This is a genomic window from Gordonia alkanivorans (assembly GCF_004011905.1).
GTDB classification, from domain to species: domain Bacteria; phylum Actinomycetota; class Actinomycetes; order Mycobacteriales; family Mycobacteriaceae; genus Gordonia; species Gordonia alkanivorans.
This window is the reverse complement of record NZ_CP027114.1, coordinates 137,248-151,872: the sequence shown is the minus strand read 5'-3', so window position 1 is coordinate 151,872 and position 14,625 is coordinate 137,248. Positions and strand designations below refer to the sequence as shown.

Below are 14,625 nucleotides of genomic sequence, written 5' to 3'. Positions count from 1 at the left end.
ATGGGACTTTTGGCGCTTGAACAGGGTCGGTGACCAGGCGTAACGTCGCGCCTAGCGCCTACTACTAAAAGTAGTAGGCGACGTCGGCACCCGCCGGCTCAGCCGGTGAACTGATTCGAGGCATACATGGACGCTCTGGACGTCTCCAGATGGCAATTCGGTATCACGACCGTCTATCACTTCATCCTGGTGCCGCTGACCATCGGTCTCGCACCGATGATCGCGGTGATGCAGACGGTGTGGCACGTCACCGGCAACGAGCAGTGGCTGCGCGCGACGAAGTTCTTCGGCAAACTCTTCCTGATCAACTTCGCGTTGGGTGTCGCGACCGGCATCGTCCAGGAGTTCCAGTTCGGCATGAACTGGAGCGAGTACAGCCGATTCGTCGCGGACGTGTTCGGCGCCCCGCTCGCGATGGAAGGGCTCGTTGCGTTCTTCCTCGAGTCCACCTTCATCGGACTCTGGATCTTCGGCTGGGATCGGCTGCCGCGCAGGGTGCACCTGGCGTGCATCTGGCTCGCCTCGATAGGCGTCATCGCCTCGGCGTACTTCATCATCGCGGCGAACTCGTGGATGCAACACCCGGTGGGCGTGGTGTGGGACGACACGCGAGACCGGCCGAGGATGAACGACTTCTGGGCGGTGATCACGAACAGCACGACACTGGCGGCGTTCCCGCACGTGATCGCCGGTGCCTTCCTCACCGCAGGCACCTTCGTCGCCGCCATCGGTTGTTGGTGGATGGCCCGGAACATGTGGCGCGCCAAGAAACTCCGTGTGGCCATCGACACCGGTGACACCTCGGAAATGCCCAAGACGACCTCGCCGAGCCACATCGACGCCACCCCCGAGGATCTCGAGCTCGACGCCCGACGCTTCTGGCGGCCGGTCACCCGGTTGGCTCTCTGGATCGTGATCGCCTCCGGTGTGGGGTTGTTCATCACCGGCGACATCCAGTCGCAGATCATGTTCAACCAGCAACCGATGAAAATGGCTGCGGCGGAATCTCTGTGCGAGACCCAGACCGGCGCCGGATTCTCCGTGCTGGCCATCGGGCGGCAGAACAACTGCGACAACATCGAGCACGTCATCGAGATCCCGAAGATGCTCTCGTTCCTGGCCGACCACAGTTTCGACAGCACCCTGCAGGGCGTCGAGGAACTGCAGCAGCAGTACACCGAGGCGCTCGCGGGACAACCAGGTGTGCCCGCAGGGCAGAACTTCGCCCCGAACCTGTTCGTCACCTACTGGAGTTTCCGGGCGATGATCACCTGGGCTCTCGGGTCGGTCGTGGTGGCGCTCGGGGGACTCTGGCTCACGCGTCGCAAGCGAGTCGTCGAATCCCGCAAGTTCGGCACTCTCGCGCTGTGGATGATCCCGACACCGTTCCTGGCCAACAGCTCTGGCTGGATCTTCACCGAGATGGGACGTCAGCCGTGGGTCGTTGCGCCCAACTGGGAGAACGACCTCGACCCGATGCGGATCAACATGCTCGTCCAGAACGGGGTTTCGAACCACTCGGCGGCGACGGTGTGGGTGACGCTGATCGGCTTCACCCTGCTCTACGGCGCGCTGGGTGTCGTGTGGTTCATGCTCCAGCGGCGATATGTCATCGAGGGGCCGGCGACCTATGACTCCAGACCGCCGGGACATTCCGACCCCGACGCGGACAGCGGTGAGCCCAAACAGCTCTCGTTCGCGTACTGACGGCCGACCCAACCATAGGAGAGACCAGTGGGACTTCCGGAAGTCTGGTTCCTGATCATCGCGGTGCTGTTCGTCGGCTACTTCGTCCTCGAGGGGTTCGACTACGGCGTCGGGATGCTGATGCCCTTCCTCGGCCGCAGCCACACCGGCGGCGATGCACGGGTGGCGTCCGATGAGCCGGCCGCCGACCCCGATACCCGTCGGCGGGTGCTGCTCAACACGATCGGCCCGGTCTGGGACGGCAACGAGGTGTGGTTGATCACCGCGGGTGGAGCGTTGTTCGCCGCCTTCGGCGGCTGGTATGCAACCATGTTCTCCGCCTTCTACTTCGCGCTGTTCCTGATCCTGATCGGCCTCATCACGCGGGTCTGCGCCATCGAGTGGCGCGGCAAGATCGACAACCCGCGATGGCGGATGTGGTGCGACGTCGGGATCGGACTCGGCTCCTGGATTCCGGCCATCGTGTGGGGCATCGCCTTTGCCAATGTCGTACGCGGTCTGCCGATCGACGCCGACGCGCAGTACACGGGCGGATTCTTCGACCTGTTCAACCCGTATGCGCTGTTGGGCGGCCTGACCACGTTGCTGGCCTTCCTGACCCACGGCGCCGTCTTCCTGTCGTTGAAGACCGACGGCGCGCTTCGCGAGGACTCGATGCGCTACGCATCGCGGCTGTCGATCCCGACGCTGGTCGTCGCGGGGGCGTTCCTGTTGTGGACGCAGTTCGCCTACGGCAGTGCGTGGACCTGGATTCCGGTGCTGACCGCCGCGGTCGCCGCCCTGGTGATGGTGGGTGCCACCCAGGTGCGCAAGGAGGGCCTGGCGTTCGCCGCGACCTCGATCGCCATCGTGGGCACCGTGGCGGCCCTGTTCGGGTCGCTGTACCCCGACGTGCTGCCGTCGACGATCAATCCGGCGTATGACCTCACCATCGACAACACCTCGTCGAGTCACTACACCCTCGTCGTCATGACCTGGGCCGCCGTTCTGGTCACACCCGTCGTGATCGCCTACCAGGCCTGGACCTATTGGGTGTTCCGCAAGCGCCTGTCCGTGGAGATCATGCCCAAGCCGGCGGGGCTGCGATCCCTGCGCGCCTTCGGCGAGTGACGCCGCTGGAACGGTCGGCGGCCACGCGGCGGGGTGCGGCCCGGCCGCCGGTCGATCCGCGCCTGCTGCGGTATTCACCGACGACCCGGCGCTACGTCGCGGTCACCGCGGCGTTCGCCGTCGCGCAGGTGATCGCGATCATCGTGGCCGCGGGTACGGCCGCCTCGATCCTGTCGGAGCTGATCGTCTTCCCGGAGAAGCGGTCCTTCGACGCGCAGTGGGCGCACCTGGTCGTCCTCGCGGTCGCGATGGCGGCCCGTGCCGCGATGGCTTATGGGCACGACCGATATGCGCACCGCGCGGCCGAACAGGCGATCGCGGAATTGCGGTCCGAGGCACTCGATGTGCTCACCGATCCGCGTCGGACCGCACCGCGAACGCTGCTGACGCTGCGTGAGCATGCGGCGACCGTGCTGTTGCGGGGACTCGACGCGCTCGGGCCGTATCTGTCCGGATACCTGCCGGCGCTCGTGGCCGCGGTGATCCTCACGCCTACGGTGACCGTGGTGATCGCCTTCGCCGACTGGCCGTCGGCGCTGATCATCCTGATCACGTTGCCGCTCATCCCGATCTTCATGGTCCTGGTCGGGCTCATGACCCGGGATCGCACCAGCCGCAAGCTGGCGACGATGAGCAGGCTGACCGCGCAGCTGCTGGATCTGATCGCCGGCCTGCCGACGCTGCGGGCACTGAACCGGGCCGAGGCCCCGGCCGCCCAGGTGGCCGAACTCGGTGAGGCACACCGGCGTTCCACGATGAGTTCGCTACGGGTGGCGTTCCTGTCCGGGGCCGTCCTCGAGCTGCTCGCCACCCTGTGCGTCGCCCTGGTCGCCGTGGGCATCGGTCTGCGCCTGGTGTACGGCGAGATGTCGCTCTATGCAGGTGTTTTCGCGTTGATCCTGGCGCCCGAGGCGTATCTGCCTCTCCGACGCGTCGGCGCACAGTTCCACAACTCCGCCGACGGCGTCACCGCCGCCGGGGAGGTCTTCGAGCTGATCGACTCTCCCGAGGACGCGGCGCCGATGCCGGTCAGCGGTGGCCGGGGCATCACCGTTGCGGGCGCGCCGATCACCATCCTCGACCTCGGGGTGCACGGTCGTGACGGCTGGGCGCCGGAGTCCCTGCGCGCGACCATCGCGCCCGGCTCGCTCACGCTCTTGACCGGCCCGAACGGGTCGGGGAAATCCACGACCCTGGCCGCCATCATGGGTTTGGTGACACCGGACGACGGGTCGGTGCTCATCGGGTCCATCCCGGTCACCCATGCCGATCCCGAGTCCCTGTACGAACAGATCGCCTGGCTGCCGCAGCAACCGGTCGTCGTGCCGGGCACGGTCGGCGAGAACGTGGAACTGTTCGGCGCCCTCGACCGCGACGCCGCCGACCGGGCCGCGACGGCCAGTGGATTCGACTCCGTGGTGCTCGAGCTGCCGAACCGTCTCGACACCCGGCTCGGCGCGGGCGGCGTCGGACTGTCCGCCGGCCAGCGCCAGCGACTCGCGCTGACACGAGTGCTTGCATCCCCGGCTCCGCTGCTGCTCCTCGACGAGCCGACCGCCCACCTCGACGAGGACTCCGAACGTGCGGTGCTCACCGCGCTCCGCGAGCGCGCACGCGCCGGTGACACGGTCATCGTGGTGGCCCATCGGGGGATCGCGCGTGAATTCGCCGATCAGGTCGTCGAATTCGACGGAGGTGTGCCATGCGCGACGACCCACTGATCCGGGCGCTCGGATTCCTCGGCCTGCGCCGTGGCGCGGTCGCCAAGGCCCTGCTGCTCGGCGTCGGCGGTTCGCTGTCGGCGCTCGGCCTCGCGGCGCTGTCCGCGTGGCTGATCACCCGCGCGTGGCAGATGCCGCCGGTGCTGTACCTGTCGGTGGCGATCACCGCCGTTCGGGCACTCGGCATCTCGCGCGGCCTGTTCCGCTACCTCGAACGGCTCGCCACCCATGATCTCGCCCTGCGTGCGATGACGACCGCCCGCGAACGGGTGTACACGGCCCTCGCGACCGGTTCGCCCGCCTACTCGGTCACTCTCCGGCGCGGAGATCTGTTGACCCGCACGGGCGATGACATCGACGAGATCGGCAACGCGCTCATCCGCGGACTCATCCCCATCGGCGTCGGGGTGACGACGGCCGTGGCCGCGGTCGTCGTGATGGCACTGGTCTCGCTGCCCGCCGCCGCAGTGCTCGCCGTCGCGCTCGTCATCAGCGGTGGCGTCGCCCCGTGGCTCGCGGCGCGCGGTGGCGCCTCCACCCTCCGGGACGGGTCGCGCGCGGCCACCGAATCCGCCGAGGCGACGACGACCACACTGTGGCACGCCTCCGAACTCGTCGTCGCGCGTCGGCGTGGAGAGCTGCTCGAGACCGCTGCAGACGCCGACCGCCGGCATCTCGCGGCCACCGATCGGGGGCGTCGGCTGGAGGCGGCAGCCGCTGCGGCCACCCCACTCGCGATGGGTGCGTCACTCGTCGCGGCATGTGTGATCGCCATCCAGTTGGCATCGCAGACAACCGGTTCCCTCGCCGGGATCGCCTCCGGCGAGGGGCTCACCCCGATGATCCTCGGCGTGCTGGTCCTCCTGCCGCTGTCGGCCTTCGAGTCGACCGCGCCGCTGACCGAGGCTGGATTGCAGATCGAGCGCAGTCGCCAGAGTGCCGCTCGGGTCATGGCTCTCGTCGACGGTGCGCACGCCGCCGACGGCACCGGGCCGTCCGGTGCGGATGTGGCGGTCCACCGTGGGATGGTCGAGGTGTCGACCGACGGACTGCGATGGGGGCGCGCGGAACGGAACGTCCTCGGACCCGAGGACGGCCTCGACCTCGACCTGCGGCCGGGATCGAGGCTGGCGGTCGTCGGACCCAGCGGAGTCGGCAAGTCCACGCTGCTGCTCACCCTCGCCGGCCTGCTCGATCCCGTCGACGGGGACATCACCTGTGTCGACACGTCGAGCCGTGGGCCCGTCGAACTCCGTTCGGCCGGTTGCTACTTCGCCGAGGAGGCACATCTCTTCTCGACATCGGTCCGCGAGAACATACGCGTCGCGCGCGGTGACGCCACCGACGAGGAGATCCTCGCGGCCCTGACGACCGTCGGCCTCGACGGTTGGGCCGCAAGGCTTCCCGACGGTCTGGACACCACCCTGACCGGCGGTGCCGACGCCGTCAGCGGCGGCGAGCGCCGACGCCTGCTCCTCGCTCGTGCACTACTCCACCCGGCACCGATGGTCCTGCTCGACGAACCGACCGAACACCTCTCCGCCGACGATGCCGCCGGCCTGCTTAGACGCCTCCTCGGCGTCGAGGACGACCTCTTCGGACCCGATCGCATCGTCGTGGTCGTGACCCACCAGCTCCCCGCGGACGTCGGCGACGCGCGGGTGGTGGAACTGGCGCCGGTCGCCGCCCACTGACCTGGGTACCCCATCGCTCCTCGCGCCTCAGGCAGCAGTGGGACAACGGAATCGGGGCCGGACGCCCGGCGTCCGGCCCCGGTATTTCCCCCTGTGAGAGGTGAGGGTCTAGTTGCTGGAGACCTCGTAGCCCATCGGCAGCATCGTCGACTTGTGCTCGAGGAAGGACTCCAGGCCTTCGCGGCCGTTCTCGCGGCCGATGCCGGAGTTCTTGTAGCCGCCGAAGGGGGACTCGGGATCGATTGCGTACCAGTTGATCCCGAAGGTGCCCGTGCGGATCTTGGTGGAGATCTCGATGCCGCGCTCGACGTCGTTGGTCCACACCGTGCCGGCGAGTCCGTAGTCGGAGTCGTTGGCGATGGCGATGGCCTCGTCGACGTCGTCGTAGGCGATGACCGACAGGACGGGGCCGAAGATCTCCTCCTGGGCGATGGCCATGTCGTTGGTGACGCCGGTGAAGATGGTCGGGGTGAGGAAGTGGCCCGAGTCGAGACCGGCGGGACGTTCGCTCTCGAGAACCGGTGTGGCACCGGCCTTCTTGCCGAGTTCGATGTACTCCTCGACCTTCTGGCGCTGCTTTTCGGTGATCAGCGGCCCGAGCTGGGCCTCCGGATCCGACGGCAGGCCGACCTTCATGGCCTTCGCCGCCTCGACCATCGCCGCGACGATCTCGTCCTGGCGGCTGCGCGGCACCAGGATTCGGGTCTGCGCGACGCAGGCCTGGCCGGTGTTGAACAGGCCGAGGAACGTCAGCATGAAGGCGTTCGCGGCGATGTCGACGTCGTCGAGGACGATCGCCGCCGACTTGCCGCCCAGCTCGAGCGAGCAGCGCTTCAGGGTCTCGGCGCAGGCGGCGCCGATGGCCTTGCCCGCGGCGGTCGAACCGGTGAAGGTGATCTTGTCGACGTCGGGATGGGCGACGAGGGCCTGGCCGGTCTCGGTGCCGCCGGTGACCACCGAGATCGCCTCGGCGGGCACGCCGGCCTCGATGAACAGCTGGGCCACGTAGTTACCGGTGAGCGGGGTCTCCGGGGCGGGCTTGAGGACCACCGAGCAGCCGGCGGCGAGGGCCGCGCCCATCTTGTTGCAGGTGATGAACAGCGGAACGTTCCAGGCGCAGATCGCGCCGACGACGCCGACCGGCTCGCGGGTGATGCGGGTGGTGCCGAACAGGCCGGTCCGGTACTCCTCCCACTGGTAGTCGCGGGCGGCGTTGGCGTAGGCGCGCAGGACACCGGTGCCGGGCAGCTGCTGCAGGGTGGCGATCGCACTCGGCGGGGCGCCCATCTCGGCCGAGACCAGCGCGGTGATCTCGTCGCCGCGCTCGTCGATGAGGTCGGCGACCTTGGCGATGATGTCGGCGCGCTGAGCCGGGGGCGTCGAACTCCAGACGCCGGAGTCGAAGGCCGCGCGTGCGGCCTTGACCGCGGTGTCGACGTCGGTGGCGTCGGCGTGCGGCACGGATCCGACACGCTCCCCGGTGGCGGGGGAGAAGACCTCGAGGGTCTCACTGGAATGGGGGTCGACCCATCGGCCGCCGATGAGCAACTGGGGTTGATCCCCGCCGCCGGTGACTGTTGCGGTGTGGGACTCCACGGTCTCGGTCATTACGCGTGTGCTCCTCAGGAGGACGGGTTCTTGCCGGTCAGCGGCGGGTTTCTCTCCGCACGCGGGCAAGTGTGAACTACGGCACACGCAATACTAGAACACGTTCTAACTTCGCCGCCAGGGGCGGCGCGAATCAGCCCCGGCCGAACGCCGCTCGGGCCTCCAGTCCTTCCATGACGTCGTCGAGCACATCGAGCTGTCCGGACGGGTCGGCGGCCTCGAGGAGGCGTTGCTGATCGTGGGGCTCGACCTGGAGTCGGTTGGCCCAGCGGTAGATGGGCGAGATGTCTGCCATCGCGGGATCGGCGTCGATGATGTCGAGTGCGGCGAAGATCGTGTCGACGTCCTTGCCGGCGGCCTCGAGAGTCTGCCGCATGATGACGCGGAGGCGCTGGTCGATCGAGTGCAGCCGCTCGAGGTCGACCTCGGAAGGGGCCGGTTCGGGGAGCACCTCGATGCGCGCGAGGGGATACGGATCGTCGGGAAGCCATTCGACGATCCGGAAGCGATGAGTGCCGGTGCCGGACAACAGCGCCCGACCGTCCGGGAGTCGATCGGTGACGTCGGCGAGTGTCAGCGTGCCGACCTCGCACCGCACCTCGCCGCCACCGACCTCGGAGCCGCGGGCGATCAACACGACGCCGAAACGCACGGTCGATCGCCCGTCGGACTCCTCGATGTGGTCGCCGACCATCTGCCGGTAGCGCGGTTCGAAGACACGCAGCGGCAACTCGCCACCCGGCAGCAGGGCGGTGCCGAGCGGGAACATCGGCGAGACGAACTGCTCGCCGGCGGGGATCGACGAACTCAGGGCTGCTCCGTCAGGCCCTGGGGCGCGCGTCGAGGACGACCTCGAACTCGAGCAGATCGGCACCCGAGGCGACCGGCTTGGCCCGCTCTCCGGCGTGCGCTTCGCGTGCCGGGCCGGATGCCCACGCCTGGAAGTCCTCTTCGGACTCCCACTGCGTCACGACGAAGTAGCGGTCGTCGCCCTTCACCGGACGCAGGAGCTGGAACCCGAGGAATCCCTTGGAACCGTCGACCGAGTGGGCGCGGTTGGCGAACCGCTTCTCCAGTTCGGGTCCGGCGCCCTCGGGAACGGTGATTGCATTGATCTTCACAACAGCCATGCGTCCACCATAGGCGTTGCGAGTGCGGTCGTGACGGTGTTGCCGGGCTCGAGGCACGGGTCCTGCGGCTACAGTTTCGGCCATGTTCGACAGCCACGCGATCGGCGAGATCGGGTTCCGTGACCACGGGGGTCCGGTGATCGTCGACGACGCCCGCGGTCCGCTCGACGGCGGCACGACGACGCGGCCGATCGTCCTGCTGCACGGGCTGATGGGGCGTGGGCGCACGTGGCGGCGACAGGTGCCGTGGTTGCGCCGGTACGGCCGGGTGTTCACCTACGACGCGGCCTTTCACACCGGCGCCGATGTCGAGGAGCCGGACAGCGCAACAGAACTCGCGACCGAGCGGTTCGTCGCCGACCTCGCCGAGATCCTCACCTGGATCGACCGCGGACCGGCGGTACTCATCGGGCACTCGATGGGGGCCCTGCACGCCTGGTGCACCGCCGCCGCCTATCCGGAGCTCGTGGCGGCGCTCGTGGTCGAGGACATGGCACCGGACTTCCGCGGTCGGACCACCACCAACTGGACGCCCTGGTTCGAGTCCTGGCCCGAGCGTTTCGATTCCGTCGACGACGCGGTCGCGATGTTCGGTCCGGTGGCCGGCCGGTACTTCTACGAGGCATTCGACGACGGTCGACTCCATGGCCGGATTCCGTTGTGGGGCGCGATCGCCGACGAGTGGGGCGTTCGCGACTTCTGGGCGGAGTGGGAAGAGGTCGCGGTGCCGTCGCTGGTGATCGAAGCCGAGTACACGGTCACCCCGCCCGGGCAGATGCGCCGCATGTGTGAGGTCAACGAACACGCGCGGTATCTACGGGTCGAGGGGGCCGGGCACCTCGTCCACGACGACGCGCCGCACGTGTATCGCGGTGCGGTGGAGGCTTTTCTGTCCGGGCTGGACACCTGCCCCGAATAGATCGGGGCGCACACGATGTCTCGTGCGCGCCCCGAATGGGTGGACTGTGGATCAGGCGGGATCGGCGGGTGCGATCGGTGCGCCGTTGAGTCGACGCCAGCAGTGCACCAGGAACAACTGGGCGACCGGGGCGGCGACGATCAGCCCGACATAGCAGACCAGTACACCGACCAGGTTGATGGCGTAGGTGACCAGCAGGGTGATGATCGAGTCACCGACCTTCGACTTCGTCAGCTCGAAGGAGTTCTTCATCGCGTTGATCGGCGAGAGGCTCTTGTCGATGGTGGCGACCACCGAGAACATCAGGAAGAACATCGCGATGATGCCGGGGATGATGCACAGGGCGTAGCCGATTCCGGTGATGATGCCGACCAGGATCGCGGTGCCGACGACCGGTCCGAAGCGGATCGGGGTCAGGAACGACTTCGCCGTCACCGGTTCGCCGTTGGCGACGCGGACCGCGCCCGAGATGATGCTCGCCTGGATGTAGAGCAGCCCCAGGATGAACACGAGGTACACCAGGCCGAAGAGGACCGAGCCGCCGAAGCCCAGCGACGTCTCCTCGTAGTAGTAGCCATTGCCGTAGTCGACCCGTTCGGTGGTGCCGAAGAGTGCGACCGCCGAGAATCCGACGGCGATGAGCGCAGCGCCGAGCAGCAACACCACGAGACCCGGGAGGATCATGGCGCCGACGTTGTTCTTGAACTTGTTGAAGGCCCAGGAGAACGCCTCGCCCACATCGACCTTTGTGCCGGGGGCGCCCGGACCACCGGGATATGCGCCGACATCGCCGTACTGCGGTGCACCCGGGGGCGGCGGAGGCGGTGCCTGGCCGTATTGCGGCTGACCGTACTCGGGCTGCTGGCCGTACTGCGGTGGCTGCTGCCCGAACCCGGGCTGTTGGCCGTACTGGGGCGGGGGCGGCGGCTGCTGCCCGTACTGGGGCGGCTGCTGCCCGGGTTGTCCACCCGGCTGGTTCGGGTCCGACGGCGGGACAGGAGGATACGGCGGCTGACTCATGGATCGGGACATTAGCAACGATCCGGGTCCGGCGGGAGACTATGTCCGAACGATCAAATGACTGGTCATCGACCTTGGCACGAATTATGACCTGCGGTGTCGCCCGTCGGTCGGACGGCTTCAGCCCTCGCCCGCAAGGCAGTAGCGCCCGTCGGTGGTGATCTCCACGAGCCCGTCGACGAGCAGGGAGTCGAGGGCACGGTCGCGCTGGGCGGTGTCGCTCGTCCACACCACGTCGAGCTTCGTCCGATCCACCGAACCGGTGGTGCCGCGCAGGACGTCGAGCAGCAGGCCGCGGACCTGGCGGTCGGTGCCGGCGAACTTCTGGGCCTTCCGCGGTGGGCCGGTGTGCGCTGGACGACCGCGGCGGACCCAGGCACAGTCCACGAGAGGGCAGTTGTCGCACTTGGGGTTTCGTGCTGTGCACACAAGTGCGCCCAGTTCCATCAGGGCCGCCGAGAACCGCGGCGCGCCGGACCGGGGGAGCAGCGCCTCGGCGTCGTCGAGGTCGCGGCGTGACGGGTTCCCGGGGTGCTCGCGACCGTGCACCGCGCGCGCGATGACGCGGCGGACGTTGGTGTCGACGACGGGTACCGCCTGGCCGTAGGCGAAGCACGCGACCGCCCGCGCGGTGTAGTCGCCGATGCCGGGTAGCGTGAGCATCGTCTCGACGTCGTCGGGCACTCGGTCGCCGTGATCACGTGCGAGGACCTTCGAACACTCGTGGAGGCGCAGGGCGCGCCGGGGGTACCCGAGCTTGCCCCAGGCGCGCAGGACCTCACCGGCAGGCTCGACCGCCATCGCCGACGGCACCGGCCAGCGCTCGACCCACACCCGCCACGGCTCCAGCACCCGGGAGACCGGGGTCTGTTGCAGCATGATCTCGCTGACGAGGATCTGCCATCCGGTACATGCCGGGTCCCGCCACGGCAGGTCACGCTCATGGGTGCCGAACCAACCGATCAATCGCTCCGGTGGCACACTATTGGTCATGATCGGAAAGACACCCCGCGAAGCCTGGCGCGTCCTGCGCAACGGAAACGACCGATTTGTGGCCGGAGAATCTCAACATCCGAGCCAGGGTATCGAGGATCGGGCGCGACTCGCCGACGGGCAGCACCCGCATGTGGTCCTCTTCGGCTGCGCCGATTCCCGTCTGGCAGCCGAGATCATCTTCGATCAGGGTCTCGGCGACATGTTCGTGGTCCGCACGGCCGGCCACGTCATCGACTCCGCGGTCATGGGTTCGCTCGAGTACGCGGTCGAGGTCCTCGACGTGCCGCTGATCGTGCTTCTCGGCCATGACAGCTGCGGCGCGGTGAAGGCCACCCTCGACGCCCTCGACGATCTGCAGATCCCCGGTGGCTACATCCGCGACGTCGTCGAACGAGTCACCCCGAGCATTCTCGCCGGACGCAGCGAGGGCCTCACCCGGGTCGACGAGTTCGAGGCCCGCCACGTCGTCGAGACCGGGCGCCTGCTCATGCAGCGCAGCCGGATCATCGCCGACCGCATCAGCACCGGGAGACTCGCGATCGTCGGCCTGACCTACAAGCTGAGCGAGGGCCGGGTGAGCCTGCAGGGCGTGTACGGCGACATCGGCGAGCAGCCGCAGGCCCACGTGGTGGCGGAGACCGCCTGAATCGCTCCGGACGACCCGGAACCTGAAGGCGAACTCTAGACTTTGCCTGTTGGGGACTGTTTTTCGGCCGCGACACGCCGCACGTGATCAACCGGAAGTCAAGATCCGGCCGTTAGCGTTGTGGTCGTGATCGAACCCCAGGGCCCGCTGCCCCCCGAGATCTACTGGCGACGACGCGTTGTCGCCGGGGGTGCTGCACTGGTCGTCGTGGGGTTGGTCGTGGCTCTCATCGTGTGGATGACGTCGGGTGGTGACGCGCCGCAGAACACCGCGGCCACCTCATCCGTTCCCAGCAGTGCGGCTCCGTCCTCGGAGTCGGCGCCGCCGTCGTCCGAACCGCCCGCCGCCGGAGACGCCGGCGCCGGTGGCGCTCCGGGCGGCAATGCTGCCGGTGCCGGAGCCCCGGGTGGTGCGTCCGCGTCGGCGTCCTCACCTCCGGAATCGGCGAGCCCCGCAGGAGTCCCCGGTGGCCCCGCCGGCCCCAACCTCTGCCCGGACCAGGCGATCTCGGTGGTCCTCTACACCGACAAGCCGACGTACACGATCGGCCAGCAGCCGGTCTTCACGATCGTCACCACGAACGCCGGTCTGTCCGACTGCACACGCGATGTGGGCAAGGCCGCTCAGAACGTGATCGTGCGGACGCTCGACGGGTCGCGCACCCTGTGGTCGGCGCGTGACTGTTCGCCGATCGAAACCGTGAACAACGTCGTCCTCAAGCCCGCACAGCAGGTCAAGGACACGATCACCTGGTCGGGTACCACCAGCAGCCCCGGCTGTGAGCGTCCGCGGACGCAGGTGCCCGCCGGTTCCTACTCGGCGATCGGCAAGATCGGGGAGCGCGAGTCGTTCCCGATCACCTTCAACGTGGTCGCCCCGGCGCAAGAACCCTGATCGTCAGAAAACCCTGATCGTCTGGAGCCCCGATTCGTCGGGGCTCTAGTCGTATCGCTCGATGCTTGTCTCCGCGAGCCGGGAAAGGCCTTCGCGGATGTGCCGCGCCCAGATGCTGCCGATGCCCTCGACGGCCTGGAGGTCGGCCGAGGTGCTGGCGAGCAGCGCCTGCAGGGTGCCGAAGCTGCGGACGAGCCGGTCCACGTGCGCGAACTGCAGACGGGAGATGCGAGCGAGCAGCCGGTAGCCGCGCGGACTCATGGCGTTGTCCTGGGCATCGATCGTCGTCGGGTAGCCGAAGGCGCCCGCGAGCTGCGTGAGGTCGAGGAGATCGGCATCGCTGAGTCCCTCGATCACCTCGAGCGCCTGCCGCACGTCCTCGGCGGTCGCGGGTTCGGGACTGGCGTAGTAGTCGCGGACGAGGAGTTCGCGCATGGTGTCGTTGTCGCTGATGAGCTCCTCGAGCTGCAGGCTCACCTGCCGGCCGTTGGTGCCCAGTTCGAGGACGTACTCCTCGATCTCCACCGACACCCGGCGCACCATCTCCATGCGCTGTGCGGTCGACATGGCGTCGCGCAGCAGCACGTAGTCCTCGATCTCGGCGCGCGAGAGCGCGGCGATGACCTCGTCGAGGCGTGCCTTGTAGCGCTCCAGGGTCGCCAGGGCGACGTTCGCGCGCGACAGGATGGGGTCAGGGCTCTCCACGACACGACGAGCACCGTCGACGTAGACGCTGACGATCGACATCGAAGCGCTGACCGAGATGACCGGGTGGCCGGTCTGGATCGCGGTGCGCTCGGCGTTGCGATGCCGAGTGCCCGATTCCTCGGTGGGGATCGACGGGTCCGGCACGAGCTGGACGTTGGCTCGCACGATGCGCTTGCCGTCGGTCGACAAGACCACCGCGCCGTCCATCTTGGCGAGCTCGCGCAGCCGCGTGGGGGCGAACTCGACGTCGAGGTGGAAGCCACCGTCGCAGATCTTCTCCACGTCGGAGTCGTGACCGAGCACGATCAGGGCGCCGGTACCGCCGCGCAGGATCCGCTCCAGGCCGTCGCGCAGCGGGGTGCCCGGCGCGACGCGCGCCAACGTCTCACGCGTGAGCTCGGACTTCACCACTTCGGCAACCATGTCTCCCCTTCGGCACCGGGACACCCCGGGCGGACGACGCCCGTCGAAG

General features: G+C 68.2%; 13 protein-coding genes. 7 read left to right on the top strand and 6 right to left on the bottom strand.

The annotated features are described in order from the left end of the window. The first annotated feature begins 126 nt into the window (after positions 1–126). From C5O27_RS00650 to cydC, 4 genes are read left to right on the top strand one after another with little or no spacing between them, the layout of a single operon-like run. Complete coding sequence (locus tag C5O27_RS00650) at positions 127–1,707, top strand: cytochrome ubiquinol oxidase subunit I (RefSeq protein WP_035751813.1); 1,581 nt, start codon at positions 127–129, stop codon at positions 1,705–1,707. Between the two features lie 27 nt (positions 1,708–1,734). Continuing rightward, on the top strand, positions 1,735–2,817 hold the full coding sequence (cydB, locus tag C5O27_RS00645) for a cytochrome d ubiquinol oxidase subunit II (protein WP_006358482.1): 1,083 nt from the start codon (positions 1,735–1,737) through the stop codon (positions 2,815–2,817). Continuing rightward, a complete protein-coding gene (cydD, locus tag C5O27_RS00640) occupies positions 2,814–4,538 on the top strand; it encodes a thiol reductant ABC exporter subunit CydD (RefSeq protein WP_127961633.1) in 1,725 nt (574 codons plus the stop codon). Before cydB ends, cydD begins: the two co-directional genes overlap by 4 nt. Beyond that, positions 4,520–6,232: a thiol reductant ABC exporter subunit CydC gene (cydC, locus tag C5O27_RS00635; RefSeq protein WP_127961632.1), complete on the top strand. Its 1,713-nt coding sequence runs from the start codon at positions 4,520–4,522 to the stop codon at positions 6,230–6,232. Before cydD ends, cydC begins: the two co-directional genes overlap by 19 nt. Before the next feature lie 108 nt (positions 6,233–6,340). Here the strand turns inward: cydC and C5O27_RS00630 are convergent, their stop codons facing one another. The 3 genes from C5O27_RS00630 to C5O27_RS00620 all read right to left on the bottom strand — a co-directional run bounded on the left by C5O27_RS00630 (position 6,341) and on the right by C5O27_RS00620 (position 8,970). Continuing rightward, complete coding sequence (locus tag C5O27_RS00630) at positions 6,341–7,840, bottom strand: aldehyde dehydrogenase (protein ID WP_006358485.1); 1,500 nt, start codon at positions 7,838–7,840, stop codon at positions 6,341–6,343. A gap of 133 nt (positions 7,841–7,973) precedes the next feature. Next, the gene (locus tag C5O27_RS00625) at positions 7,974–8,609 is read right to left on the bottom strand and encodes an LON peptidase substrate-binding domain-containing protein (RefSeq protein WP_127961631.1); all 636 of its coding nucleotides are present in this window, start codon (positions 8,607–8,609) and stop codon (positions 7,974–7,976) included. Between the two features lie 52 nt (positions 8,610–8,661). Beyond that, positions 8,662–8,970 carry an antibiotic biosynthesis monooxygenase family protein gene (locus C5O27_RS00620; RefSeq protein WP_006358487.1) on the bottom strand — a complete coding sequence of 103 codons (309 nt, stop codon included), beginning with the start codon at positions 8,968–8,970 and terminating at the stop codon, positions 8,662–8,664. 82 nt (positions 8,971–9,052) lie between these two features. Here C5O27_RS00620 and C5O27_RS00615 point away from each other — a divergent pair, with 82 nt between their 5' ends. Then, complete coding sequence (locus C5O27_RS00615) at positions 9,053–9,889, top strand: alpha/beta fold hydrolase (protein WP_127961630.1); 837 nt, start codon at positions 9,053–9,055, stop codon at positions 9,887–9,889. Between the two features lie 51 nt (positions 9,890–9,940). Here C5O27_RS00615 and C5O27_RS00610 read toward each other — a convergent pair whose 3' ends face one another. Together C5O27_RS00610 and C5O27_RS00605 are read right to left on the bottom strand one after the other, a co-directional pair. Further along, the gene (locus tag C5O27_RS00610; RefSeq protein ID WP_127961629.1) at positions 9,941–10,909 is read right to left on the bottom strand and encodes a hypothetical protein; all 969 of its coding nucleotides are present in this window, start codon (positions 10,907–10,909) and stop codon (positions 9,941–9,943) included. Positions 10,910–11,029: 120 nt separating this feature from the next. Beyond that, a complete protein-coding gene (locus C5O27_RS00605) occupies positions 11,030–11,902 on the bottom strand; it encodes an HhH-GPD family protein (RefSeq protein WP_127961628.1) in 873 nt (290 codons plus the stop codon). Here C5O27_RS00605 and C5O27_RS00600 point away from each other — a divergent pair. After that, entirely contained in the window at positions 11,901–12,551 is a 651-nt protein-coding gene (locus C5O27_RS00600) for a carbonic anhydrase (RefSeq protein ID WP_035751798.1), read from the top strand. The genes C5O27_RS00605 and C5O27_RS00600 overlap by 2 nt on opposite strands. 126 nt (positions 12,552–12,677) lie before the next feature. Next, a complete protein-coding gene (locus tag C5O27_RS00595) occupies positions 12,678–13,445 on the top strand; it encodes a hypothetical protein (RefSeq protein WP_006358492.1) in 768 nt (255 codons plus the stop codon). Positions 13,446–13,490: 45 nt separating this feature from the next. On the opposite strand, the gene disA is transcribed toward C5O27_RS00595, so the two are convergent. Continuing rightward, positions 13,491–14,576: a DNA integrity scanning diadenylate cyclase DisA gene (gene disA, locus C5O27_RS00590; protein WP_006865342.1), complete on the bottom strand. Its 1,086-nt coding sequence runs from the start codon at positions 14,574–14,576 to the stop codon at positions 13,491–13,493. Positions 14,577–14,625: the final 49 nt, after the last annotated feature.

What these genes read in the sequence shown, in the direction of transcription:
- C5O27_RS00650 (WP_035751813.1), top strand. Translation starts at nt 127, where the DNA reads ATGGACGCTCTGGACGTCTCCAGATGGCAATTCGGTATCACGACCGTC.
- cydC (WP_127961632.1), top strand. Translation starts at nt 4,520, where the DNA reads ATGCGCGACGACCCACTGATCCGGGCGCTCGGATTCCTCGGCCTGCGC.
- C5O27_RS00630 (WP_006358485.1), bottom strand. Translation starts at nt 7,840, where the DNA reads ATGACCGAGACCGTGGAGTCCCACACCGCAACAGTCACCGGCGGCGGG.
- C5O27_RS00625 (WP_127961631.1), bottom strand. Translation starts at nt 8,609, where the DNA reads ATGTTCCCGCTCGGCACCGCCCTGCTGCCGGGTGGCGAGTTGCCGCTG.
- C5O27_RS00620 (WP_006358487.1), bottom strand. Translation starts at nt 8,970, where the DNA reads ATGGCTGTTGTGAAGATCAATGCAATCACCGTTCCCGAGGGCGCCGGA.
- C5O27_RS00615 (WP_127961630.1), top strand. Translation starts at nt 9,053, where the DNA reads ATGTTCGACAGCCACGCGATCGGCGAGATCGGGTTCCGTGACCACGGG.
- C5O27_RS00610 (WP_127961629.1), bottom strand. Translation starts at nt 10,909, where the DNA reads ATGAGTCAGCCGCCGTATCCTCCTGTCCCGCCGTCGGACCCGAACCAG.
- C5O27_RS00600 (WP_035751798.1), top strand. Translation starts at nt 11,901, where the DNA reads ATGATCGGAAAGACACCCCGCGAAGCCTGGCGCGTCCTGCGCAACGGA.
- C5O27_RS00605 (WP_127961628.1), bottom strand. Translation starts at nt 11,902, where the DNA reads ATGACCAATAGTGTGCCACCGGAGCGATTGATCGGTTGGTTCGGCACC.
- disA (WP_006865342.1), bottom strand. Translation starts at nt 14,576, where the DNA reads ATGGTTGCCGAAGTGGTGAAGTCCGAGCTCACGCGTGAGACGTTGGCG.